Consider the following 22,476-nt stretch of genomic DNA (forward strand, 5'->3'; position numbering starts at 1 on the left):
TGCCTGGCGGCTGTAGCGCGGTGGTCCCACCTGACCCCATGCCGAACTCAGAAGTGAAACGCCGTAGCGCCGATGGTAGTGTGGGGCCTCCCCATGCGAGAGTAGGGAACTGCCAGGCATCAAATTACGACCAGACGCTGGTCATGACCGTTTCGGTGACGCGAATCGGGCGAGTTACCTGAAGCACGCACGCAATAGCGGGCATCAGTACAGAATCGGTGGAGCGGTAGTTCAGTTGGTTAGAATACCTGCCTGTCACGCAGGGGGTCGCGGGTTCGAGCCCCGTCCGTTCCGCCACCCTATTTAGGGGCGTAGTTCAATTGGTAGAGCACCGGTCTCCAAAACCGGGTGTTGGGGGTTCGAGTCCCTCCGCCCCTGCCAGAATTTAGAATCCTTTGCTCAGGCAAAGGATTTTTTTTTGCCTGACGATCCGCTGCCGGCACACAGTGGCTACAGAAGCGGGCTGCCTGGGCAGCCCTCTCCACACTATCTACCCGTTCACTGCCACTGGCTGTTTTAATAACTGGCGAATAGATGCCTGCTGATCGCTATTTTGCAGCCAGACGGCATAAAGCGGTCTTACGGCGGTGGGCGTATTCGCCACCGGCATCAGATCTTCGTATACCTTTCCCCAGCCTTCGGGCAGAAACGCACAGGCCGCCGTCGTGGCCAGCATTTGACGCGTCAGGCTGGCCGAGGTGGTGGTCAGGATCGGAAGATCATCCGCCCCGGCCAGATAACCCTCGTGCTGATGAAAGTCGGCGCCCCATTCCACCTTGATGTAGGGATACTTCTCGCGCTTTTCGCTCTGACGCGAGCGGAAAAGCGTTAATGAGATATGGCCCACCTGCTGGCTGGTCAGTTCATCCATTTTGGGCGCCTCCGTGGTTATCAGCAGGTCTAACTGCCTTTCGTGCAGCTGCTTAACCAGTAACTGCCGCTGCGCCACACGCGCCTCCAGATGCAGATTTTCGCGGGTTTCATACAGGGTCTGTAGCCAGGGAGTGAGATAGGCTTCCCACAGCGAAGCGCTGGCGCCAATGGACAGCTCATTGTGCTCCTGCGTATGCGACACCTCTTTGCGCGCCATCGTCCAGGTATTCATTAATGTTTCAGCGTAGGGAAGCAGGCGCTCACCGGCGGAAGTGAGCCGGATATTATTACGATGGCGCGTAAACAGATTTACACCCAGCTGATTTTCCAGCTGGCGTATGCGAAAGCTTACCGCAGATTGTGTGAGGTAAAGTGCTTCGGCCGCGCGCCCAAAATGTCGCGTCCGACTGACTTCCAGGAAGGTTTTTAGTAATTCTGTATCCACGGTCATCCCCCAAAAAATGTTTGTCGAGATGATTTAAATGTTTTGTTTTACACTCTGTCAAGCCTATCTAATACTCCGCGCCATAAATAGCACGGCCATAAAAGAGTTAGGAGCGTGTAAAATGGCGGAAAGCTTCGCAACAACCAACCGTTTTTTTGATAACAAGCACTACCCGCGTGGTTTCTCACGCCACGGCGATTTTACCATCAAAGAAGCGCAGCTTCTTGAGCGTCACGGATACGCATTTAACGAATTGGACCTTGCTAAACGCGAGCCGGTGACGGAAGAAGAGCGTTTATTTATTGAGGTGTGCCGCGGTATTCGGGAGCCGCATACGGAAGCTGAGCGGGTATGGAGCAAGTACATGTCCCGCATTAAGCGTCCCAAACGTTTTCACACCCTTTCTGGTGGTAAACCACAGATGGAAGGTGTGGAAGACTACAGCGACAGCGATGATTAATTAACGGGGCCTCACGGCCCCTTTTTTTTATTCCAGCTGTTGGTAGAGTTGCAACAGCAAGCGATCGATCCCGCGATAGGCGACGGCTTCCATCAAATGCGCGCGCTGTATCTTCTCCTGACCGTCTAAATCCGCCAGCGTGCGGGATACCCGCAGTAGCCGCTGCCAGGCGCGTACCGACAGTCCCAGCGCGTATAGTGCCTCTTCCAGCCAGCGGGCGTCTGCGCTGGCGATCGCGCAGTACCGGCTGATGTCCGCATTGTTCATCCAGGCGTTTACCTTTCCTGCTCGCGCCAGCTGCCGCTCGCGAACCTGCGCCACTCGCGCTGCCACGCTGGCACTGTTCTCCACTTCATCTCGCGGCTTGCTGAGCGTGCCGGGTGGGAGCAGAGGAACCTCCAGTGACAGATCAAAACGATCGAGCAAGGGGCCGGAGAGCTTATTCAGATAGCGCAGCACCTGCCGCGGAGAAGCACGATTGTGTGCGCCGGTATAGTGTCCGCCCGGACTGGGATTCATCGCTGCAATCAGCTGAAAGCGGGCGGGGAAGGTCACGCTGGCTCGTGCGCGGGAGAGGGTGATGCTTCCCGCTTCCAGCGGCTGTCGCAGCGCGTCCAGCGTGTGGCGTTGAAACTCCGGGAGCTCATCCAGAAACAACACGCCGTGATGGGCAAGTGAGATCTCGCCGGGTCGGGGGATAGTACCTCCGCCGACCAGCGCATGCAGCGTGGCGCTGTGGTGTGGCGCCCGAAAGGGACGCTGTCGCCATGCCGGACGCGCGGTTCCGGGCCCGATCAGGCTGTACAGCGCGGCAGACTCCAGCGCCTGCTGCTCATCCAGCGGCGGTAGCAGCGCAGGCAGCCTGGAGGCCAGCATCGTTTTACCGGTCCCCGGAGGCCCAATGAACAGCAGATTATGTCCCCCTGCCGCCGCCACCTCCAGCGCTCTGCGTGCCTGGTGTTGACCAATAATTTCACTGAGATCGCCGTCGCAAACGGCCGGTGAGGGCGGTGAGGCCGCTGCGCTGGGAAGATTATCCTCACCGCGCAGGAAGGCGCAGACTTCAAGCAGGTGTCCGGCGATGCGGTGCTCACCGGACTGAATCAAACCGATCTCTGCGCTGTTGTCCCCGGCGATGATCAGGGCACGGCCGTCCTGATGAGCGGCCAGGGCAGCGGGAATCGCGCCCTGCACTCCCTTTAATCCCCCATGCAGCGTCAATTCTCCGAGAAACTCCAGTTGAGCGAGCCGTTCAGCCGGCAGCTGAGCGGAAGCGGCGAGGATGGCCAGCGCAATCGGCAGATCGTAGCGCCCCCCCTCTTTGGGCAAGTCTGCCGGTGCTAAATTAATGGTCAGCCGCTGGGAGGGAAAGCGAAAGCCGCTGTTAAGCAGGGCGCTGCGAACGCGATCGCGGGCTTCTTTGACGGTTTTTTCCGGCAGGCCCACCAGCGTCATTGCCGGCAGCCCACCGCTGACGTGGGCTTCCACCGACACCAGCGGCGCCTGCATTCCAAATGCGGCGCGCGTATATACCGTAGCTAGTGACATGCTCTTCTCCTGTTGACGGCGCGCCAGTGTGGCCTCCGTCATCGGCGCTGAACAGCGCTCGTGTTCCGCTTTGCGCAGCGTCTTCCAAAAGTTTCACCAGGCTTGTCGGTGCGGCACGCGATAGGTGAGCAGCTATTGCCACGGCGGATGATGTCCGTCGGCAGGGTAAAAATGAAAAATTCTCATGGCCGGGTATATATCTCTGTTAATCATTAGGTTGATAGCAATATGCAGCTCGGGATAACCGCGTGAACATGAAAAAAAATTGCCATCTGAAGGATAACTGTGATAACTCTGTAGGCATTACTTCGAACTGATAAGTTTTTAAACCGACAATGACAGCCCTTCTACGCGTGATTAGCCTGGTCGTAATTAGCGTGGTGGTGATTATTATCCCACCGTGCGGGGCTGCACTCGGAGAAAGAAAGGCTTAAAAATCAAGTCTGAATTCAAAGAACCCCCGCACCGACAGGTCCGGGGGTTTTTTATTTTCAGGGTTTTCATGACAGAGGGATGAAAGATGAACAGTAGAATAAAATGCTGTTTTTCCCGAAAAGAGGCGGGGGAATAACTATGAATGGTGCTCAGTGGGTGGTTCAGGCGTTGCGTGCGCAGGGGGTTGATACGGTATTCGGCTACCCCGGTGGGGCGATTATGCCGGTGTATGATGCGCTCTACGACGGCGGTGTTGACCATCTACTGTGCCGCCATGAACAAGGTGCGGTGATGGCAGCGATAGGCTTTGCCCGCGCAACCGGCAAGGTCGGGGTGTGCATCGCTACCTCCGGTCCCGGTGCCACTAACCTGATTACCGGACTGGCCGACGCGATGATGGACTCCATTCCGGTGGTTGCCATCACCGGTCAGGTAGCCTCCCCGCTGATCGGCACCGATGCTTTTCAGGAAATTGATGTCCTCGGACTGTCGCTGGCTTGCACCAAACATAGCTTCCTGGTGTCGTCGCTGGACGAATTGCCGGCGGTGATGGCGGAAGCCTTCGCCATTGCGGTATCGGGACGTCCCGGGCCGGTGCTGGTTGATATCCCTAAAGATATACAACTGGCCTGCGGCGATTTGCCACCCCACCTGCTGCCCGTTGAAGAGCACCATGACTTCCCCACCGCGGAGCTGCAGCAGGCGCGAGCCATGCTGGCCGATGCGGCAAAGCCGGTTTTATACATTGGCGGCGGCGTTGGCATGGCTCAGGCGGTACCGGCCCTGCGCGAGCTGGTGCAGGCGACCGGTATTCCAAGCGTAGTGACGCTGAAGGGGCTGGGCGCGATCGGAGCCGATGATCCACACTATCTTGGCATGCTGGGGATGCACGGCACCAAAGCGGCCAACCTCGCCGTGCAGGCGTGCGATCTGCTGATCGCCGTTGGCGCGCGGTTTGATGATCGTGTCACCGGTAAGCTGAACACGTTTGCACCGCACGCGCAGGTGATCCATCTGGATATCGACCCGGCAGAGTTGAATAAGCTACGTCAGGCGCACGTCAGCCTGCGCGGCGACCTGAACGCGCTGTTACCCGCGCTGGCTCAGCCACTGACGATTGCGGCGTGGCAGCGCGACGTGCAGCGGCTCAAAAGCGAGCACGCCTGGCGCTACGATCATCCCGGTGAGGCCATTTTTGCCCCGCTGTTCCTTAAGCAGCTCTCCGACCGTAAACCGGCCCGCACGGTGATCACGACCGACGTTGGTCAGCATCAAATGTGGGCTGCACAGCATATCCAGGTGGATGCACCGGAAGATTTCATCACCTCCAGCGGCTTGGGAACGATGGGGTTTGGCCTGCCCGCCGCAGTGGGTGCGCAGGTGGCGCGCCCTCACGATACGGTGATTTGCGTGTCGGGCGATGGCTCATTCATGATGAATGTGCAGGAGCTGGGTACCCTTAAGCGCAAGCAGCTGCCGTTAAAAATTGTGCTGCTGGATAACCAGCGGCTGGGCATGGTGCGCCAGTGGCAGCAGCTGTTCTTTGCTGAGCGCTACAGTGAAACCAATCTCTCTGATAATCCCGATTTCCTGACGCTGGCCAGCGCATTTGATATCCCTGGCCAGCGCGTGACCCGTAAAGACCAGGTCGACGCCGCATTAGACGCTCTGCTGAATAGCGATGGGCCTTACATGCTGCATGTCTCGATCGACGAGCATGAAAACGTCTGGCCGCTGGTACCACCGGGCGCCAGTAATGCAAACATGATGGAGAAAACCGCATGAATCAGCATCAATTGTCTATCGAAGCCCGTTTTCGCCCGGAAATACTGGAGCGCATTTTGCGCGTGGTTCGCCATCGCGGTTTTCAGGTCTGCGCGATGAATATGGCATCGGCGCATGACGCTGACAGCATTAATATCGAATTGACCGTTGCCAGCCAGCGGCCTGTCGATTTACTGTCAACGCAACTGAGCAAGCTGATGGACGTCGCTTGCGTTCAGGTACAACAACAGACAACACAACATATCCGCGCACACGCGTAACAAGGAACAGAGTATGAGCACGAAAAAAGCTGACTTTATTTGGTTTAACGGCGAGATGGTGAAGTGGGAGGAGGCTAAAGTCAGCGTAATGTCTCACGCCCTGCATTACGGTACGTCCGTGTTTGAAGGTGTGCGCTGCTACGACTCTCATCTGGGCCCGGTGGTGTTTCGCCATCGTGAGCACATGCAGCGTCTGCATGATTCAGCCAAAATCTACCGTTTCCCACTGCCTTACAGCGTTGATCAGCTGATGGACGCCTGTCGCGACGTGCTGCGTAAAAATAACCTGAAGAGCGCGTATATCCGCCCGCTGGCGTTTGTCGGCGATGTGGGGCTGGGGGTCAATCCGCCGGATGGCTATCAGACTGACGTGATCATCGCGGCGTTCCCGTGGGGGGCCTATCTGGGGGCCGAAGCGCTGGAGCAGGGGATCGATGCGATGGTTTCTTCCTGGAACCGCGTGGCGCCTAACACGCTGCCAACCGCGGCGAAAGCCGGTGGTAACTATCTCTCTTCGCTGCTGGTTGGCAGCGAAGCACGACGTCATGGCTATCAGGAAGGGATCGCACTGGATACGCACGGTTACATCTCTGAAGGCGCCGGTGAAAACCTGTTTGAAGTGAAGGACGGTGTGCTGTTTACCCCGCCGTTCACCTCGTCCGCACTGCCGGGCATTACCCGCGATGCGATTATCACCCTGGCGAAAGACCTGGGTATTGAAGTGCGTGAGCAGGTGCTGTCAAGGGAGTCGCTCTATCTGTCCGATGAGGTCTTTATGTCCGGCACCGCAGCGGAGATCACGCCGGTCCGCAGCGTGGATGGCATCCAGGTGGGCGCCGGTAAACGTGGTCCGGTGACGCAGCGCATTCAGGAGGCCTTCTTCGGTCTGTTTACCGGCAAAACCGAAGACAAATGGGGCTGGCTGGATCAGGTCGACCGCTAAGTTTTTATTGCTATTCGCGGGCGACAGCAGTGGCCCGCATTCCGTACAGACTGGAGTATACCGAGCATGCCTAAGTACCGTTCCGCCACTACCACACACGGCCGCAACATGGCGGGCGCCCGCGCGCTATGGCGCGCCACTGGAATGACCGATGACGATTTCGGCAAGCCGATTATCGCCGTGGTCAACTCCTTCACCCAATTTGTCCCGGGCCACGTGCACCTGCGCGATCTGGGTAAGCTGGTCGCCGAGCAGATTGAAGCCGCCGGCGGCGTGGCCAAAGAGTTCAACACCATTGCCGTCGACGACGGTATCGCCATGGGACACGGTGGCATGCTCTACTCGCTGCCGTCGCGCGAGCTGATTGCCGATTCAGTGGAGTATATGGTTAACGCCCACTGCGCTGACGCGATGGTGTGTATCTCCAACTGCGACAAAATCACGCCGGGTATGCTGATGGCCGCAATGCGTCTGAACATTCCGGCCATTTTTGTCTCCGGTGGTCCCATGGAGGCGGGGAAAACCAAGTTGTCCGATCAGATCATCAAGCTGGACCTGGTCGATGCGATGATTCAGGGCGCTAATCCGAACGTATCGGACGCGGAAAGCGAGCAAATCGAGCGTTCCGCCTGCCCGACCTGCGGCTCCTGCTCAGGCATGTTCACCGCGAACTCCATGAACTGCCTGACCGAGGCGCTGGGGCTGTCGCAGCCCGGCAACGGCTCGCTGTTGGCGACCCATGCCGATCGTAAGCAGCTGTTTATCAACGCCGGTAAGCGCATTGTTGGCCTGGCAAAGCGCTATTATGAGCAGGATGATGAGAGCGTACTGCCGCGCAATATCGCCAGCAAAACCGCCTTTGAGAATGCCATGACGCTGGACATAGCTATGGGCGGCTCGACCAATACCGTTCTGCACCTGCTGGCCGCTGCGCAGGAGGGAGAGGTCGAGTTCAATATTTCGGATATCGACCGCCTGTCGCGCCATGTGCCGCATCTGTGCAAAGTGGCTCCAAGCACGCAGAAATACCATATGGAAGACGTCCATCGCGCCGGCGGGGTGATCGGTATTCTTGGTGAGTTGGACCGCGCCGGCCTGCTGAAGACTGATGTGCCAAACGTGCTCGGGACGACGCTGCGCGAGACGCTGGATCAGTATGACATCATGCTTACTCAGGACGAGGCGGTGAAAACGATGTTCCGCGCCGGTCCTGCCGGGATCCGTACCACGCAGGCTTTTTCGCAGAATTGTCGCTGGGATACGCTCGATGATGATCGTCAGCAGGGCTGTATCCGTACAAAAGAACACGCCTTTAGTCAGGACGGTGGTCTGGCAGTGCTGTATGGCAACCTGGCGCAGGATGGCTGTATTGTAAAAACCGCCGGCGTGGATGAAGAGAACCTGACCTTCCGCGGGCCGGCCAAAGTGTATGAAAGCCAGGAAGACGCGGTGGAGGCGATCCTCGGCGGTAAAGTGGTGGCGGGCGATGTCGTGGTGATTCGCTACGAAGGACCGAAGGGCGGACCGGGGATGCAGGAGATGCTCTATCCCACCACCTATCTGAAATCGATGGGGCTTGGGAAGCAGTGCGCGCTGATTACCGACGGGCGCTTTTCCGGCGGTACGTCGGGTCTCTCGATTGGTCACGTCTCGCCGGAAGCGGCCAGCGGCGGTGATATCGCGCTGGTGCGCGATGGCGATATGATCAACATTGATATTCCGCAGCGCAGCATGGTGCTGGACGTGGCGGACAGCGAACTGCACGCCCGTCGCGAGGCGGAAGCGGCGCGCGGAGACGCCGCCTGGACTCCGCACTCGCGGGAACGTGCGGTGTCGTTTGCCCTGCGCGCTTACGCTACGCTGGCCACCAGCGCGGACAAGGGCGCGGTGCGTGACAAGAGCAAGCTGGGAGGCTAATGATGGCAGAGTCTCAACCCCTACCCGACGCGCCCGGCGGCGCCGAGTATCTGCGCGCGGTGCTGCGCTCGCCGGTGTATGAGATCGCGCAGGTGACGCCGCTGCAAATCATGGAGAAGCTCTCCACGCGGCTGGGCAACACCATCCTCGTGAAGCGAGAAGATCGTCAACCGGTGCACAGTTTTAAGCTGCGTGGTGCCTACGCCATGATTGCCGGCCTGAGCGAAGCACAACAGGCGCGCGGAGTGGTCACCGCGTCGGCCGGCAATCATGCCCAGGGCGTGGCACTGTCGGCCAGCAAGCTGGGCATAAAATCGCTGATCGTGATGCCGGTCACAACCGCGGACATTAAAGTGGATGCGGTGCGCGGGTTTGGCGGTGAGGCTTTCCTGTACGGGGCCAATTTTGATGAGGCGAAAGCCAAGGCGATCGAGCTGGCGCAGCAGCAGGGCTTAACCTTTGTGCCACCGTTTGATCATCCGGCGGTGATCGCCGGGCAGGGCACGCTGGCGATGGAGCTGCTTCAGCAGGATGCACATCTCGATCGCGTTTTCGTTCCGGTCGGCGGCGGCGGCCTGGCGGCCGGCGTGGCGGTGCTGATTAAGCAGCTGATGCCGCAAATCAAGGTGATTGCGGTAGAGGCTCAGGATTCAGCCTGTCTGAAAGCGGCGCTGGACGCGGGGCATCCGGTTGATCTGCCGCGCGTCGGGCTGTTTGCCGAAGGTGTTGCAGTGAAGCGGATTGGAGAAGAAACATTTCGCCTTTGCCAGCAGTATCTCGATGATATCGTCACGGTGGATAGCGACGCTATCTGCGCTGCCATGAAGGATCTGTTTGAGGACGTGCGGGCCGTGGCTGAACCCTCGGGCGCGCTGGCGCTGGCGGGGATGAAAAAATATATCCATCAGCATGCCATTCAGGGCGAGCGGCTGGCGCACGTGCTGTCAGGTGCGAACGTCAACTTCCACGGCCTGCGCTACGTTTCCGAACGCTGTGAGCTGGGCGAGCAGCGTGAGGCGCTGCTGGCGGTCACCATCCCTGAGCAACCGGGCAGCTTTCTGACCTTCTGTCAGGTGCTGGGGGGACGTGCGGTCACCGAGTTTAACTACCGCTATGCCGATGCGGACAATGCCTGCATCTTTGTGGGCGTCAGGCTAACGCGCGGATTGGAGGAGCGCCACGAGATCATCAATCAGCTGGGGGAAAGCGGCTATCAGGTCGTGGATTTGTCGGATGACGAAATGGCTAAGCTGCACGTGCGCTATATGGTCGGCGGGCGTCCGTCGAAGCCGCTGCGCGAACGGCTGTTCAGCTTTGAATTTCCGGAGGCACCCGGCGCGCTGCTGAAGTTTTTACAGACGCTGGGAACCCACTGGAATATCTCGCTGTTTCACTACCGCAGCCACGGTACCGACTACGGTCGCGTGCTGGCGGCATTTGAACTGAGCGACGACGAGCCGCGTTTTGAAAAGCACCTGACCGATCTCGGCTACGATTTTCACGATGAGAGCCAGAATCCGGCGTTTCGCTTCTTTCTCGGTGGTAACGCCGTAGGCTGAGCTACAGTAATCGCCAAAACGCATCAATCAGCGGCTCCCCGAGCCGCTTTTTTTGTACGCACACGCCGAGCTCAAACGGCTCAACCGATTCCAGATTGTTCAGCACCAGTACGCGATTGCGGACCGGCTCAGGGCTGTTCTCCAGCACCACCTCCGGTAGCAGCGCGATACCACAGCCCAGCGCGACCATCGAGACGATTGCCTCATGTCCGGAGACCGTGGCGTAAATGAGCGGATTACTGATGCGATGGCGACGGAACCAGAGCTCAATACGGCGGCGGGCTGGCCCCTGATCCGGCAGAATAAAGGGGATCGCATTCCACTCCGGCTGCTCTGCAGTCGCCTGCTGACGAACCGGGCAGGGCAGCGACGGGGCAATCAGCACCAGCGGGATCAGGCCAAGAGGCATAAAGTCGAGGCTGGCGGGTAAACTGGCCGGTCGGCCGGCAATCGCCAGATCGGCTTCGGCCGACTGAATTTTCTCCTCCGCGGCGGCGGCATCGCCGGTGTCCAGCTTAATTTCTACCAGTGGATGGGCGGCGCGAAAGCGGTCAAGAATCGGTGGCAGATGGCTGTAAGCGGCGGTAACCGAGCAAAACAGGCGCAGCTCGCCGCTGAGCGTCGGACCGTTCTGGCCAATCGCGTGGCACATTTGCTGGTACTGTAGCAGCGTTTGCTGGGCAAACTGCCGCAGGCATTCGCCGGCCTCGGTCAGGGTTACGGTGCGATTATCTCGTAAAAACAGCGCCTGACCGAGATCCTCCTCCAGCCGCTGGATCTGGCGGGAGAGCGTGGAGGGGCTGACGTGCATCGCACGCGCGGTGCGGCCAAAATGGCGGCTCTCTGCCAAATGCAGAAACAGTTTCAGATCGCGTAAATCCATTGATATCCGCCCTCGCGTAATGTTTCATTTTGTGCAATGACAGATTGTTAATATATCAATTTAAGCAACGCATGTCCTGTCATATGATGAAGTCATCGTGATGCGGCAAACCGGCCCCATCGACAGAATAAAACAGCATACACAACCGAATAACGGAGTTCCCATGGCTAACTATTTCAATACCCTGAACCTGCGTCAGCAGCTGGCGCAATTAGGTAAATGTCGCTTTATGTCCCGCGATGAGTTTGCGGACGAGGCCAGCTACCTGAAAGGCAAAAAAGTGGTGATTGTTGGCTGTGGTGCTCAGGGTCTGAATCAGGGCCTGAACATGCGCGATTCCGGCCTGGACGTGGCTTATGCCCTGCGTGCCGAAGCGATTGCCGAAAAGCGAGCCTCCTTCCGTAAGGCCACGGAAAACGGTTTTAAAGTTGGCACGTATGAAGAGCTGATTCCGCAGGCGGATTTGGTCATTAACCTGACGCCGGACAAGCAGCACTCGGCGGTGGTACAGGCGGTTCAACCGCTGATGAAAGACGGCGCGGCGCTGGGGTACTCGCATGGCTTTAATATTGTGGAAGTCGGCGAAACCATCCGTAAAGATATCACCGTGGTGATGGTGGCGCCGAAGTGCCCGGGCACCGAGGTGCGTGAAGAGTACAAGCGCGGCTTTGGCGTGCCGACGCTGATCGCTGTGCATCCGGAAAACGATCCGAAAGGCGAAGGCATGGCAATTGCGAAAGCCTGGGCAGCAGCCACGGGCGGCCACCGCGCGGGCGTGCTGGAATCCTCCTTCGTGGCCGAAGTGAAGTCAGATCTGATGGGCGAGCAGACCATTCTGTGCGGTATGCTGCAGGCCGGCTCATTGCTGTGCTTCGATAAGCTGGTGGCGGAAGGTACCGACCCGGCTTACGCGGAGAAGCTGCTGCAGTTTGGCTGGGAAACCATTACCGAATCGCTGAAGTTTGGCGGTATCACCCTGATGATGGATCGCCTGTCTAATCCGGCGAAACTGCGCGCTTACGCGCTGTCTGAGCAGTTGAAAACCATTATGGCTCCGCTGTTCCAGAAGCACATGGATGACATCATCTCCGGCGAATTCTCTTCCGGCATGATGGCCGACTGGGCCAATGATGACCAGAAACTGCTGGCCTGGCGTGAAGAGACCGGTCGCACGGCGTTTGAAAACGCGCCGCAGTTTGATGGCAAGATTGCCGAGCAGGAGTACTACGATCAGGGCGTGGTGATGGTGGCGATGGTAAAAGCGGGCGTGGAGCTGGCGTTTGAAACCATGGTAGATGCCGGCATTATTGAAGAATCCGCGTACTACGAGTCACTGCATGAGCTGCCGCTGATTGCCAATACAATCGCGCGTAAGCGTCTGTATGAAATGAACGTGGTGATTTCCGATACCGCGGAATACGGTAACTATTTGTTCTCCTTCGCCGCGGTACCGTTGCTGCAGGCGTTTATGACCACGCTGCAGGCCGGCGATCTCGGCAAAGCGGCATCCGCCGGGAATGCGGTGGATAATGCGCAGCTGCGCGACGTGAATGAAGCGATTCGCAACCACCCAATCGAAGCGGTGGGCAGCAAGCTTCGCGGCTACATGAAAGACATGAAGCGTATCGCCGTTGCGGGATAATTTAATTCCTACAGGGCAATAAACAGGCGCCGTGAGGCGCCTTTTTTATCAGCTGCGGTACAGTACTTTAATGATGTGGTAGCCAAACTGGGTATGCAGCGGGCCGTAAGGCTCCAGCAGTGGGCAGGAGAATACCACTTTATCAAAAGCGGGTACCATTGCTCCCTGGCGGAACTCGCCCAAATCTCCCCCGCGCTTGCCTGACGGACAGGTAGAGTGCTTTTTTGCCAGCTTTTCAAAGTCCGCGCCGTTCTTTAACTGTTCCAGCAGGTCCAGCGCCAGTTTTTCTTCTTTCACAAGGATATGCAGTGCAGCTGCTTTTTTTGCCATGATCGTGTCCCGGGTGTTCGTTATACTGGCGAGCGATTTTATCTCAGCTGTCCTCAATGAGCGAATTCTGTTTATGCGTCTGAACCCAAGCCAACAACATGCCGTCGAATTTGTCACCGGGCCCTGCCTGGTTCTGGCCGGAGCCGGTTCGGGCAAAACCCGCGTAATCACCAATAAAATTGCGCACCTGATCCGCGAATGTGGTTACCAGGTACGGCATATTGCGGCTGTAACCTTCACCAACAAGGCCTCCCGCGAAATGAAGGAGCGCGTGGCGCAGACTCTCGGGCGAAAAGAGGCCCGCGGGCTGATGATCTCGACTTTTCATACGCTGGGGTTGGAGATCATTAAGCGCGAATACAAGGCGTTGGGGATGAAAGCGAACTTTTCACTGTTTGACGATCAGGATCAGCTGGCGCTGCTGAAAGATTTGACCGAACGGTGGTTAGAAAACGACAAAGCCCTGCTGCAGCAGCTGATCGCGACGATCTCTAACTGGAAGAACGATCTGATCGATCCGCACGGCGCCGAAGCGCGGGCGACGTCGGAGCGCGATCGTCTTTTTGCCCACTGTTACGGGCTCTATGATACGCATCTGAAATCCTGCAACGTGCTGGATTTTGACGATTTGATCCTGCTGCCTACCCTGCTACTGCAGCGCAACGAAGAAGTGCGGGAGCGCTGGCAGCAGCGCATCCGTTATCTGCTGGTGGACGAATACCAGGATACCAATACCAGCCAGTACGAACTGGTCAAGCTGCTGGTCGGATCGCGAGCGCGGTTCACCGTAGTGGGTGACGACGACCAGTCGATTTACTCCTGGCGCGGAGCGCGGCCGCAAAACCTGGTGCTGTTGAAAGAGGACTTCCCGGCGCTGCAGGTGGTCAAGCTTGAGCAGAATTACCGTTCGACTGAGCGGATCCTGAAAGCGGCCAATATCCTGATCGCCAATAATCCGCACGTGTTTGAGAAACGGCTGTTTTCCGAACTGGGCTACGGCGCCGAGCTCAAAGTGATTACCGCCAATAACGAGGACCATGAAGCGGAGCGCGTCGCCGGTGAGCTGATCGCGCACCACTTTATCCACAAAACCCAGTACAAAGATTACGCCATTCTTTATCGCGGCAACCACCAGTCGCGGGTCTTTGAAAAGTTGTTGATGCAGAACCGCATTCCCTATCGTATTTCGGGCGGGACGTCGTTCTTTTCGCGACCGGAAATTAAGGATTTGCTGGCTTATCTGCGGGTGTTGACTAACCCCGATGACGACAGCGCGTTTTTACGTATTGTGAATACCCCACGCCGGGAAATTGGCCCGGCCACGCTGCAGAAGCTGGGGGAGTGGGCTAACCAGCGCGATAAGAGTCTGTTCTCCGCCAGCTTCGATATGGGACTGGAACAGACGCTGACCGGCCGGGGACTGACTTCGCTACAGCAATTCACCCACTGGCTGCGGGAGATTGCCAGCGCAGCGGAGCGTGAACCGATCGTGGCGGTGCGCGATCTGATTCGCGGTATCGATTATGAGAGCTGGCTGTTTGAAACCTCCGCCAGTCCGAAAGCCGCCGAAATGCGCATGAAGAACGTCAATACCCTGTTTCAGTGGATGACGGAGATGCTTGAGGGCAGCGACATTGATGAAGCCATGACGCTGACCCAAGTGGTCACGCGCTTTACGCTGCGCGACATGATGGAGCGAGGTGAGAGTGATGATGAGTTGGATCAGGTCCAGCTGATGACCCTCCACGCTTCTAAAGGCCTCGAGTTTCCGTATGTCTATCTGGTCGGAATGGAAGAGGGGCTGCTGCCGCATCAAAGCAGCATTGACGAAGATAACGTTGAGGAGGAGCGCCGGCTGGCCTACGTGGGCATCACGCGCGCGCAGCGCGAACTGACGTTTACCCTCTGTCGCGAGCGGCGGCAGTACGGCGAACTGGTGCGTCCGGAGCCCAGCCGCTTTCTGCTGGAACTGCCGCAGGATGATGTACAGTGGGAAACCCAGCGAAAAGTGGTCAGTGCTGAAGAGCGTATGAAAACCGGCCAGAGCCGGATTGCCGGGCTGCGGGCGATGCTGGATAAATCGAAAGGGGGATGATGGCCGCGGATCGCGGCCGTGAACTCAGTGCAGGGTTAGCGTCCAGTGCGCATAGCTCTGCCAGTGGCACTCCTGCTCAAGCAGCTCGGCGCGCAGCGGATGCGCCGCCAGCCAGTTTTCCGGAAGCCTCAGGGTCAGGGCGTCATCCTGCGCCTGAATACGAACGGCGGGCAGGGCGTCATCGACCCGGCGGCTGGCAAAGATGATGGCCAAGCGCAGCAGTCGGCAGAGGCGTTCGGCCAGCCGCGGCGGCAGCGCGTTTTGCTGACTCAGTAACGCCAGATCGATGGCCTGGCTCTGGTTGTGCAACAGCGCGGCCAGCAGCGTTTTTTGCGCCGGGGTAAACCCGGGCAGATCGAGATGGTGGACCAGATAAGCTGCGTGCTGGGGCGCGCGGCGGAAATCGACGCTCAGGCCAATTTCATGAATCAGACAGGCGCTTTCCAGCAGCTCGCGGCAGTGCGCGTCAAGCTGCCAGCTGCTGCTGACCTGACGAAAAAAGCTGCAGGCTAATTCGCGCACCCGCTCTGCCTGCTGCCTATCCAGCGTAAAACGGCGCTGAATATTGTGCAGGGTGCGGGTGCGGATATCGCGGTCGATGGGCAGATGCAGCATGCCATAGACCAGCCCTTCGCGCAGCGCGCCGCCGGCCAGCGTCATACTGTCGATGTGCAGTTCGGTGAAAATGGCGATCAGAATCGACAGGCCACTGGGGAAGACCAGCGCTCGTTCAAGCGTCAGGCCTTCAATTTCCAGCTCTTCCAGTTTGCCACACTGAATCGCCCGCTGACGCAGCTGCTGCAGTTTGCTCAGGGTGATCCGCTCATCCATTCCCTGCGCCATCATGATTTCCTGCAGCGCCTGCACGGTGCCTGAGGCACCGACACAGACTTCCCAACCCTGCTCGCGCAGGCGTTCGGCTACCGGGCGAATGATGTCGCGCGCGGCCTGCTCGGCGTGAGCAAAATTCTCTTCGCCGAGGTGGCGGTCGGTGAAGTAGCGCTCCAGCCAGGTGACGCAGCCCATCGACAGGCTGAACAGGGCGGTGGCGTGGGCGCCATTGCCGGTCACCAGTTCTGTCGATCCGCCGCCGATGTCGACCACCAGACGCCGATCCGAGCCACCGGTAGTGTGCGCCACGCCCTGATAAATCAGGCGCGCTTCCTCTTCGCCGCTGATCACGTTGACCGGACAGCCGAGAATGTCGCCGGCCTGCTGTAAAAAGCGATCGGCGTTGGTGGCCAGCCGCAGGGTGGCCGTCGCCACCACGCTGATGTGATCGGCAGGGATATCGCGCAGCTGCTCGGAAAACAGGCGCAGACACTGCCAGCCGCGCGCCATTGCCTCGTCTGACAGCCGATGCTGGCTATCCAGACCGGCCGCCAGGCGAACTTTGCGCTTGATACGCGTCACGGTCTGAATGGAGCCGGCCACTTCACGCACCACCAACATGTGAAAACTGTTAGACCCCAAATCGATGGCAGCGTAAAGGGACGACGCGCTTAGCATGGCTATTTAACTCGAACGTTTACGATGGTTATTACGCGGAGCGCCACTGCGGCGCGGTGCGTTACCACTGCGGCGCGGTCCATTTCCGCTGCGCGGACGGCTCAGGCGCTTCGGTGGCGGTAAGTCGGTCATCAGCGCGTCGCTGTTGTATTTGCTCACCGGAATGCTGTGGCCGATGTACTCCTCGATCGCCGGCAGGTTCAGCGCATACTCTTCACAAGCGAGGCTGATAGAGTGTCCATTGGCTCCGGCGCGACCGGTACGCCCGATACGGTGTACGTAGTCTTCCCGATCGTCAGGCAGATCATAGTTAAAGACGTGGGTCACCGCGGGGATATGCAGTCCGCGTGCCGCCACATCGGTGGCCACCAGGATATCCAGATCGCCTTTGGTAAAGTCATCCAGAATACGCAGGCGTTTCTTTTGCGGTACGTCACCGGTTAGCAGGCCCACGCGATGCCCATCGGCAGCCAGATGGCCCCAGATGTCCTCGCAGCGGTGCTTAGTATTAGCGAAAATGATCGCGCGATCCGGCCACTCTTCCTCGATCAGCGTCTGCAGCAGGCGCATTTTCTCTTCATTGGAAGGATAAAACAGCTCTTCTTTGATGCGGTGTCCGGTGCGCTGCTCCGGCTCAACTTCAACGTATTCCGCATTGTTCATGTTTTCAAACGCCAGTTCACGCACGCGCCAGGAGAGCGTCGCGGAGAACAGCATATTCAGGCGCTGCGTCGCCGCAGGCATGCGGCGGAACAGCCAGCGAATGTCTTTGATGAAGCCGAGGTCAAACATGCGGTCAGCTTCATCCAGCACCACGACCTGGATCGCGCCCAGGTTAATATGGTTCTGTTTGGTGTAATCGATTGTACGGCCGGTGGTCCCGATCAGGATATCCACGCCGCTCTCCAGCACTTTGAGCTGTTTGTCGTAGCCGTCGCCGCCGTAGGCCAACCCAATTTTCAGGCCGGTAGCGTCCGCCAGCGGTTCGGCATCAGCGTGGATCTGCACCGCCAGTTCGCGCGTTGGCGCCAGGATGACGGCGCGGGGCTGGTTCACCTGACGGCCTTCTGCCGCAGGATGAGAAAGAAGATGATGAAACGTTGACGTTAAAAACGCCATCGTTTTGCCGGTACCGGTTTGCGCCTGCCCCGCGACATCGCGACCCGCAAGGGTCAACGGCAATGCCAGTGCCTGAATTGGCGTGCAGTTATGAAACCCTTTCTTTTCAAGGGCTTCTACTACTTTTGGGTGCAGGGCGAAGTCGGAAAACTTCTGTTCGGTTAAGTGTGTTTTGCTCATAGTGGTGGTAGAATATCAGCATAGTATTGCTTTACGAAAGCGTATCCGTTGAAATAAAGTCAACCATGGTTGGTAAAATTTACGCCAATCTGACCAGCATAATCTTGTGGAGTAAGACATGAGCAGCGAAAAAATTGTTCATCTGACCGATGGCAGCTTCGAAAACGACGTCCTGAAGGCGGACGGTGTTACGCTGGTAGACTTCTGGGCTGAGTGGTGTGGGCCGTGCAAAATGATCGCGCCGATCCTCGACGAAATCGCCGAAGAGTTTGACGGTAAGCTGACCATTGCGAAGCTGAACATTGATGAAAACCCGGCCACCGCACCGAAGTACGGCATTCGCGGTATCCCGACGCTGCTGCTGTTCAAAAACGGTGAAGTGGTTGCCACGAAAGTGGGCGCGTTGTCGAAGGGGCAGCTGAAAGACTTCCTGACGGCTAACCTCGATTAAGCTCGTTTGGGCGCCGGCGGCCGAATTTTTCTGCAGACCGCTGGACGCCCTGCTTCAGGCGTGCTAGTTTACGTTTACTGCAATATGAACTTATCTGGTATTAGCATCTAAGCATCTCTTGTTAATTCTGAGCCTGTATCTGTCTACGGTACGCGCGGTTTTAGCAACCTGACGGTTAACGTCAACGTTTTCAGGCATCTTGTTCCAGGCGTCCTCTCGTGTCAGATCTCCATGTCTTCCCCGGAGCTTATGGCATGGACAAGGGTTGACAAGGCCATTAACAGGCATGGAAGTTCCTGCCATACCATTCACGACAAACTTCGAGATTTACCCCGAGTTTAAGAACCCACCACTATGAATCTTACCGAACTAAAGAATACGCCGGTTTCTGATCTGATTACTCTCGGCGAGAATATGGGGCTGGAAAACCTGGCGCGCATGCGCAAACAGGACATTATCTTTGCCATCCTCAAGCAACACGCGAAAAGTGGCGAAGATATTTTCGGCGACGGCGTGCTTGAGATATTGCAGGATGGATTTGGATTCCTCCGCTCAGGAGACAGCTCCTACCTCGCCGGCCCCGATGACATCTACGTTTCCCCCAGCCAGATTCGACGCTTTAACCTCCGCACCGGTGACACCATTTCAGGCAAAATTCGCCCACCGAAAGAGGGTGAGCGTTATTTCGCGCTGCTGAAAGTTAACGAAGTTAACTATGACAAGCCGGAAAACGCCCGCAGCAAAATTCTGTTTGAAAACTTAACGCCGCTGCACGCCAATTCCCGCCTGCGCATGGAGCGCGGCAACGGTTCAACCGAAGATCTGACCGCGCGCGTGCTGGATCTGGCATCACCGATCGGTCGCGGTCAGCGCGGTCTGATTGTGGCACCGCCGAAAGCCGGTAAGACCATGCTGCTGCAGAATATCGCGCAGAGCATCGCTTACAACCATCCTGACTGCGTACTGATGGTACTGCTGATCGATGAGCGTCCGGAAGAAGTGACCGAGATGCAGCGCCTGGTGAAGGGTGAAGTCATTGCTTCAACCTTTGACGAACCTGCATCCCGCCACGTTCAGGTCGCCGAAATGGTGATCGAGAAGGCCAAACGCCTGGTTGAGCATAAAAAAGACGTGATCATCCTGCTGGACTCCATTACTCGTCTGGCGCGCGCCTACAACACCGTCGTCCCGGCGTCCGGCAAGGTGCTGACCGGGGGTGTGGATGCAAACGCCCTGCACCGCCCGAAGCGCTTCTTTGGTGCGGCGCGTAACGTGGAAGAAGGCGGCAGCCTGACCATCATCGCGACGGCGCTGGTCGATACCGGGTCGAAGATGGACGAAGTGATTTACGAAGAGTTTAAAGGTACAGGCAACATGGAGCTGCACCTGTCGCGTAAAATCGCTGAGAAGCGCGTGTTCCCGGCGATCGATTACAACCGCTCCGGTACGCGTAAAGAAGAGCTGCTTACCTCTCAGGAAGAGCTGCAGAAGATGTGGATCCTGCGCAAAATCATCCATCCAATGGGCGAGATCGATGCGATGGAGTTCCTCATCAACAAGCTGGCGATGACCAAAACCAACGACGAATTCTTTGACATGATGAAGCGCTCGTAACGCGGGCCGCCCGTCGCGGTTTGAGCGCTTGCTGCTCTGTCAGACCGCGCAGAAATCAAAGAAAAACTCAATTAACGCCACGTTGAAACGTGGCGTTTTTTGTTATCGCCCTATACGATATGACAGGAAAAGCGAATTATATCGCACGATGGGAATGGAACAGTTGTACCAGGCCCGGGCCATCGCAGGCATGACAATTGCTTAATTCTCCAGAGTTTCTTTGTTGAGAGCTGTTAATGTGAACTTACTCACAATGAGTACCGAGCTGGCGTCGATTTTTCTTTTTTCGCTGGTGTTCCTGTTTTTCGCCCGCAAAGTGGCGAAGAAAATTGGCCTGGTGGATAAACCTAACTACCGCAAACGCCATCAGGGCGTGATCCCGCTGGTTGGCGGAATTTCGGTCTATGCCGGGATCTGCTTTACCTTTCTCATCACCAATTACTATATTCCTCATGCCCTGCTGTATCTGGCCTGCGCTGGCGTACTGGTGTTGGTCGGTGCATTGGACGATCGCTTTGATATCAGCGTGAAAATTCGCGCTACCGTGCAGGCACTGATTGCCATTGCGATGATGGTGTACGGTAAGCTGTATCTGCTGAGCCTGGGGCATATCTTTGGCTCCTGGGAACTGGTGGTAGGCCCGTTTGGTTATGTGCTGACGCTGTTTGCCGTCTGGGCGGCAATCAACGCGTTTAATATGGTTGACGGCATTGATGGCCTGCTGGGGGGACTCTCCTGCGTCACCTTTGCGGCGATGGGGATCATTCTCTATTTCGACGGGCAGGAGAGCCTGGCCATGTGGTGTTTCGCCATGATCGTGGCGATTATCCCCTACATTCTGCTCAACCTCGGCGTCTTTGGCCGTCGTTACAAGGTGTTTATGGGCGATGCCGGTAGCACCCTGATTGGCTTCACCATCATCTGGATCCTGCTGGAAACCACCCAAGGGGTTCGCCATCCGATCACCCCGGTATCCGCGCTGTGGCTGATCGCCATTCCGCTCATGGACATGGTGGCCATCATGTACCGGCGCCTGCGCAAAGGGATGAGCCCGTTTTCCGCCGATCGCCAGCACATTCACCATTTGATTATGCGCGCCGGATTCACCTCCGGTCAGGCTTTTGTCCTGATTACCCTTGCCGCCGCGCTGCTGGCTGGTGTCGGGGTATTGGGCGAATACCTCTCCTTTATCCCCGAATGGGTGATGCTGGTACTGTTTTTATTGGCCTTTATGCTCTACGGCTACTGCATCAAGCGCGCCTGGCGCGTGGCGCGTTTTATCAAGCGCCTTAAGCGCCGGATGCGCAACAGCAGCGCCAGGAATGCAGAGTGATTAATCAGGATGCCACGTGATGAAAAATGAGTCAGCCCCATTAAGCCCATCGGGCAATGTTGAAAATGAACTGGATGTGCGTTCACTCTGCTGCGCCCTCTGGCGTGGTAAACTGTGGATAATTGCGACCGCGCTGCTGTTTGCACTGGTGGTATTTGTCTGGTCGCTGCTGGTAAAGCAGGAGTGGAGTGCGACCGCTATTACCGATAAGCCCACGGTCAACCAACTGGGGCATTTTTATGCTCAGCAGCAGTTCCTGCGCAATCTGGATGCGCGAAATGCGCCGGCGCTGGCCGCTACGCCCGAGCCCTCAGCGATGGAGGAGGCATGGCAAGAATTTGTCATGCAGCTCTCCTCATGGGACACTCGCCGCGAGTTTTGGCAGCAGACCGATTACTTTAAGGCCCGCCGCAGCGGCAATGCGCGCAATGATGCCGCTTTGCTGGATGATATGATCAATAACATCCAGTACACCCCGGCGGACACCGCGCGCAATCTGAGTGATAACGTGCGGTTGACCGCGGAAACGGCGGCGGACGCCAATAATTTGCTGCGTCAGTACGTCGCCTTTGCCAGTGAGCGAGCGGCACGCCACCTCAACGACGAGCTGCAGGGCGCCTGGCGTGCACGCACTGCACAGCTGCAGGCTCAGGTTGAGCGGCAGGAGGCGGTGGCCAAAGCGATTTACGATCGTCAGATTAATAGCGTGCAGGAAGCGCTGAAGATCGCTCAGCAGCAGGGGATCGAGCAGGCCAGAACGGCAACGCCGACCGAGCAGCTGCCGGAATCGGAAATGTTTCAGTTAGGTCGTCCGCTACTGCAGGCGCGGCTGGAAAATCTGCGCGCCAGCGGTCCGGATTACGGCCTGGATTACTATCAAAATCGCGCGATGCTCAGCACATTACGTCATGGCCCAACGCTGGATGAAAAATTTCAGAGCTATCGCTATTTAAGAACGCCTGAAGAGCCGGTAAAACGCGATAGCCCCCGCCGCGCGTTCTTGATGGTTCTCTGGGGAGCCATGGGCGCACTGGTCGGTGCGGGCGTGGCGTTGCTTCGTCGTTCACGCGGCTGACGATGTTACTGACGCTACCA

At 57.6% G+C, this 22,476-nt stretch carries 19 protein-coding genes, 2 tRNA genes and 1 rRNA gene; 16 read left to right on the top strand and 6 right to left on the bottom strand.

Translation table 11 applies throughout. The features are described 5' to 3' along the window. Positions 1-2: 2 nt before the first annotated feature. The 3 genes from rrf to BS626_RS15985 all read left to right on the top strand — a co-directional run bounded on the left by rrf (position 3) and on the right by BS626_RS15985 (position 381). Positions 3-118, top strand: a 5S ribosomal RNA gene (rrf, locus tag BS626_RS15975). A gap of 102 nt (positions 119-220) precedes the next feature. Continuing rightward, positions 221-297: transfer RNA gene (locus BS626_RS15980), tRNA-Asp, on the top strand. Positions 298-305: 8 nt separating this feature from the next. Continuing rightward, a tRNA-Trp gene (locus tag BS626_RS15985) sits at positions 306-381 on the top strand. Positions 382-490: 109 nt separating this feature from the next. On the opposite strand, the gene hdfR is transcribed toward BS626_RS15985, so the two are convergent. Next, positions 491-1,318, bottom strand: coding sequence for an HTH-type transcriptional regulator HdfR (gene hdfR, locus BS626_RS15990; protein WP_075183457.1), 828 nt, complete (start codon positions 1,316-1,318; stop codon positions 491-493). Positions 1,319-1,439: 121 nt separating this feature from the next. Between hdfR and BS626_RS15995 the strand changes: the two genes are divergently transcribed. Then, positions 1,440-1,778 (top strand): DUF413 domain-containing protein, encoded by a 339-nt coding sequence (locus BS626_RS15995; protein WP_075183388.1) that lies wholly within the window; start codon positions 1,440-1,442, stop codon positions 1,776-1,778. A gap of 27 nt (positions 1,779-1,805) precedes the next feature. On the opposite strand, the gene BS626_RS16000 is transcribed toward BS626_RS15995, so the two are convergent. Next, positions 1,806-3,326: a YifB family Mg chelatase-like AAA ATPase gene (locus BS626_RS16000; protein ID WP_075183389.1), complete on the bottom strand. Its 1,521-nt coding sequence runs from the start codon at positions 3,324-3,326 to the stop codon at positions 1,806-1,808. Positions 3,327-3,661: 335 nt separating this feature from the next. On the opposite strand from BS626_RS16000, the gene ilvL reads away from it, so the two are divergent. The 6 genes from ilvL to ilvA all read left to right on the top strand — a co-directional run bounded on the left by ilvL (position 3,662) and on the right by ilvA (position 10,225). Further along, on the top strand, positions 3,662-3,760 hold the full coding sequence (gene ilvL / locus BS626_RS16005; RefSeq protein WP_071530467.1) for an ilv operon leader peptide: 99 nt from the start codon (positions 3,662-3,664) through the stop codon (positions 3,758-3,760). Positions 3,761-3,899: 139 nt separating this feature from the next. Next, positions 3,900-5,546, top strand: a complete 1,647-nt coding sequence (gene ilvG, locus BS626_RS16010) for an acetolactate synthase 2 catalytic subunit (protein ID WP_075183390.1) — start codon at positions 3,900-3,902, stop codon at positions 5,544-5,546. Continuing rightward, positions 5,543-5,806: an acetolactate synthase 2 small subunit gene (gene ilvM, locus BS626_RS16015; protein WP_075183391.1), complete on the top strand. Its 264-nt coding sequence runs from the start codon at positions 5,543-5,545 to the stop codon at positions 5,804-5,806. Before ilvG ends, ilvM begins: the two co-directional genes overlap by 4 nt. A gap of 13 nt (positions 5,807-5,819) precedes the next feature. Continuing rightward, positions 5,820-6,749, top strand: a complete 930-nt coding sequence (ilvE, locus tag BS626_RS16020; RefSeq protein WP_075183392.1) for a branched-chain-amino-acid transaminase — start codon at positions 5,820-5,822, stop codon at positions 6,747-6,749. Positions 6,750-6,815: 66 nt separating this feature from the next. After that, entirely contained in the window at positions 6,816-8,666 is a 1,851-nt protein-coding gene (gene ilvD / locus BS626_RS16025) for a dihydroxy-acid dehydratase (RefSeq protein ID WP_075183393.1), read from the top strand. A gap of 2 nt (positions 8,667-8,668) precedes the next feature. Beyond that, positions 8,669-10,225 carry a threonine ammonia-lyase, biosynthetic gene (ilvA, locus tag BS626_RS16030; protein ID WP_075183458.1) on the top strand — a complete coding sequence of 519 codons (1,557 nt, stop codon included), beginning with the start codon at positions 8,669-8,671 and terminating at the stop codon, positions 10,223-10,225. 1 nt (position 10,226) lies between these two features. Here the strand turns inward: ilvA and ilvY are convergent, their stop codons facing one another. Next, a complete protein-coding gene (gene ilvY, locus BS626_RS16035; protein ID WP_075183394.1) occupies positions 10,227-11,108 on the bottom strand; it encodes an HTH-type transcriptional activator IlvY in 882 nt (293 codons plus the stop codon). Between the two features lie 163 nt (positions 11,109-11,271). Between ilvY and ilvC the strand changes: the two genes are divergently transcribed. Next, entirely contained in the window at positions 11,272-12,750 is a 1,479-nt protein-coding gene (gene ilvC, locus BS626_RS16040; RefSeq protein WP_075183395.1) for a ketol-acid reductoisomerase, read from the top strand. Between the two features lie 48 nt (positions 12,751-12,798). Here the strand turns inward: ilvC and ppiC are convergent, their stop codons facing one another. Continuing rightward, entirely contained in the window at positions 12,799-13,080 is a 282-nt protein-coding gene (gene ppiC / locus BS626_RS16045; protein WP_075183396.1) for a peptidylprolyl isomerase PpiC, read from the bottom strand. Between the two features lie 73 nt (positions 13,081-13,153). Here ppiC and rep point away from each other — a divergent pair, with 73 nt between their 5' ends. Next, positions 13,154-15,175: a DNA helicase Rep gene (gene rep, locus BS626_RS16050; protein WP_075183459.1), complete on the top strand. Its 2,022-nt coding sequence runs from the start codon at positions 13,154-13,156 to the stop codon at positions 15,173-15,175. A gap of 24 nt (positions 15,176-15,199) precedes the next feature. On the opposite strand, the gene gppA is transcribed toward rep, so the two are convergent. Together gppA and rhlB are read right to left on the bottom strand one after the other, a co-directional pair. Continuing rightward, entirely contained in the window at positions 15,200-16,684 is a 1,485-nt protein-coding gene (gppA, locus tag BS626_RS16055) for a guanosine-5'-triphosphate,3'-diphosphate diphosphatase (protein ID WP_075183397.1), read from the bottom strand. Between the two features lie 6 nt (positions 16,685-16,690). Then, positions 16,691-17,983: an ATP-dependent RNA helicase RhlB gene (rhlB, locus tag BS626_RS16060; protein ID WP_075183398.1), complete on the bottom strand. Its 1,293-nt coding sequence runs from the start codon at positions 17,981-17,983 to the stop codon at positions 16,691-16,693. Positions 17,984-18,101: 118 nt separating this feature from the next. On the opposite strand from rhlB, the gene trxA reads away from it, so the two are divergent. The 4 genes from trxA to wzzE all read left to right on the top strand — a co-directional run bounded on the left by trxA (position 18,102) and on the right by wzzE (position 22,456). After that, positions 18,102-18,434, top strand: coding sequence for a thioredoxin TrxA (trxA, locus tag BS626_RS16065; RefSeq protein ID WP_075183399.1), 333 nt, complete (start codon positions 18,102-18,104; stop codon positions 18,432-18,434). 354 nt (positions 18,435-18,788) lie between these two features. After that, entirely contained in the window at positions 18,789-20,048 is a 1,260-nt protein-coding gene (rho, locus tag BS626_RS16070; protein WP_075183400.1) for a transcription termination factor Rho, read from the top strand. 238 nt (positions 20,049-20,286) lie between these two features. Further along, positions 20,287-21,381, top strand: a complete 1,095-nt coding sequence (gene wecA / locus BS626_RS16075; RefSeq protein ID WP_075183401.1) for a UDP-N-acetylglucosamine--undecaprenyl-phosphate N-acetylglucosaminephosphotransferase — start codon at positions 20,287-20,289, stop codon at positions 21,379-21,381. A gap of 19 nt (positions 21,382-21,400) precedes the next feature. Further along, positions 21,401-22,456: an ECA polysaccharide chain length modulation protein gene (gene wzzE, locus BS626_RS16080; protein WP_075183402.1), complete on the top strand. Its 1,056-nt coding sequence runs from the start codon at positions 21,401-21,403 to the stop codon at positions 22,454-22,456. Positions 22,457-22,476 lie beyond the last annotated feature (20 nt).

Source organism: Pantoea sp. 1.19, from assembly GCF_001922585.1.
GTDB lineage: Bacteria > Pseudomonadota > Gammaproteobacteria > Enterobacterales > Enterobacteriaceae > 1-19.